Here is a 2,292-nt window from a genome sequence, read left to right as displayed (position 1 = left end):
GGCCGCCACGGCTCCCCAGGCCGCCGCCGCACCCCGGGCACCCTGTACGTCGACCCGCACGGCCGGGGCGACTTCACCTCCGTCCAGGCCGCGGTGACCGCCGCCACCGGCAGCGGCCGGACCCTGGTCATCGCCCCCGGAACCTACCGCGAGACGGTCACCGTCGACGCCGACCGTACGGACATGACCTGGATCGGCGCCTCCGAGGACCCGCGGGACGTGGTGATCGTCTACGACAACGCGGCCGGCACCCCCAAGCCCGGCGGCGGCACCCACGGCACCAGCGGCTCGGCCACGGCCACCGTCCAGGCCGACGGCTTCACGGCCCGCCGGATCACCTTCGCCAACGACTGGCTGCGCGCCGGCCACCCCGGCACCACCGGCACCCAGGCCGTCGCCCTGAAGGCGCAAGGCGACCGGAGCGCCTTCCGGCACTGCCGCTTCCTCGGCCACCAGGACACCCTGTACGCCGACTCCATGGCCCTGTCCGCCTTCGCCCGGCAGTACTACGCGCACTGCCACATCGAGGGCGACGTCGACTTCGTCTTCGGGCGGGCCACCGCCGTCTACGAGCACTGCCGCTTCCACACCCTGGACCGCACCGACCTGTCCGCACCGCCCTACGGCTTCGTCTTCGCGCCCTCCACCGCCCGGGCCAACCCGCACGGCATGCTCGCCGTGCGCTGCCGGTTCACCTCCGGCGCGCCGGACGGGGCGTACAAGCTGGCCCGGCCGTGGGTGCCGTCGAACGAGACCACGGCATGGCCCGCGCTGGTCGTCCGGGACAGCGTCATCGGGCCCGGCATCGACCCGGTGGCCCCTTACGCCGACATGCGGGACGCCTACCCGTGGCAGTCCATGCGCTTCGGCGAGTACCGCGACTTCGGGCCGGGCGCGAAGGTCACCGTACCGGCCAACCGGCCGCAGCTCACCGCCGCCGAGGCCGCGCGGCACACCCCCGCCGCCTACCTCGGCGACTGGCGTCCCCGGGAAACGGCTCGCATATCGATCGGGTAACAGGGCTCGCGGTGGCGATGTGATGCGCGTAGACAGTCTCCGACCTGGTACATCACTCTCATCCACCGGATCGGAGAACCATGCGGAAGTCCCTCGGGATCCTCGCGGCCGGCGCCGCCTGTGCCGTCGCCGGCGCGGCGCTGTACGGCGCGGGCGCGGCCACCGCCGGCCAGTCGACCGCCGACTCCACCCACGAGCCGTACAACATCGGCCAGTTGGTGAAGGACATCGACACCTACTACGGCACCACCGTCGACGCGAACGGCGTCTACCAGGCGTCCCCGGACAGCCCGTACGCCCGGGACCTGGCGCGGATCGACGCCGACGCCAAGAGCTACATCGACAAGGCCGCCCGCAAGGCGCACCGCCGGGGCGAGAAGCCGGCCGTCGTCTTCGACGTCGACGACACGCTGCTGCTCAGCCTGGACTACGAGAAGCGCACCAACTACACGTACAACGACGCCGACTGGAACGCGTACGTGGACCGGGCCGACCGCCCGGCCGTCTTCGGCAGCCCGGAACTGGTGCGCTACGCCGCCTCCAAGGGCGTCGAGGTCTTCTACAACACCGGTCTGGGCGAGGCCCGCCGCGCCGCCGCGGTGGCGAACCTGAAGAAGGTCGGCGCCGACGTCAACCTGGACACCGCCCACATGTTCCTCAAGGACAAGGCCGCTCCGCCGGCCTACCTGAAGGACTGCGCCACCCCGGGCAACTGGAAGTGCACCACGGTCCAGTTCAAGTCCGCCACGCGCAAGCACATCGAGCAGGACCTCGGCTACGACATCATCGCCAACTTCGGCGACCAGTACTCGGACTTCGGGGGCGGCTACGCCGACCGCGCCTACAAGCTGCCGAACCCGACGTACTTCGTCTCCTGACGCCCGGGCCGGCGGGCGCTAGGAGCGGTCGTGCGGGGCGAAGTCGCCGGTGACCGTGTAGGTGTGCCCGCCGGCGGCCCCGGTCATGACGTAGCCGTCGTCCTTCGCGTCCCGCCCGCCGCGGGCGTGGTTGTACTGCCCGGCGAACACCCACTCGCCGGCCGGCACGGTACGCCCCGGCTTCAGCGTCCAGGTGTAGACGACGAACCCGCCCCGCTCCGCGACGCCCTGGGTGAAGTCCGCCTCGGGCAGCGAGCGCCAGGCGCCCGTGGAGGAGACCCCGCCGGTCTGGGCGATCCTCAGCTCGACGGTGAGCGACTCCAGCGGCGCGGACGTCTTCAGGGTCAGGTCGCTCTGCGCCCAGAACTCGTTGCTGTGCGGGTCCACCGAACCGTCC

General features: G+C 71.9%; 2 protein-coding genes and 1 pseudogene. 2 read left to right on the top strand and 1 reads right to left on the bottom strand.

Annotated elements, in window-relative coordinates; all coding sequences use genetic code 11:
* Both H5J33_RS31750 and H5J33_RS31745 read left to right on the top strand, forming a co-directional pair.
* The coding region (locus tag H5J33_RS31750) for a pectinesterase family protein (RefSeq protein ID WP_181798199.1) at positions 1-1,017 on the top strand (1,017 nt) is incomplete at its 5' end.
* Between the two features lie 80 nt (positions 1,018-1,097).
* Positions 1,098-1,895 (top strand): HAD family acid phosphatase, encoded by a 798-nt coding sequence (locus tag H5J33_RS31745; RefSeq protein ID WP_181798198.1) that lies wholly within the window; start codon positions 1,098-1,100, stop codon positions 1,893-1,895.
* 18 nt (positions 1,896-1,913) lie between these two features.
* Here H5J33_RS31745 and H5J33_RS31740 read toward each other — a convergent pair.
* Positions 1,914-2,292, bottom strand: a pseudogene (locus tag H5J33_RS31740) (hypothetical protein); the annotation flags it as partial.

Source organism: Streptomyces sp. WELS2, from assembly GCF_013870595.1.
Classification (GTDB): Bacteria; Actinomycetota; Actinomycetes; order Streptomycetales; family Streptomycetaceae; genus Streptomyces.
The sequence above is the reverse complement of the archived record's forward strand: the minus strand, read 5'-3'. Positions and strand labels throughout refer to the sequence as shown.

What these genes read in the sequence shown, in the direction of transcription:
- H5J33_RS31745 (WP_181798198.1), top strand. Translation starts at nt 1,098, where the DNA reads ATGCGGAAGTCCCTCGGGATCCTCGCGGCCGGCGCCGCCTGTGCCGTC.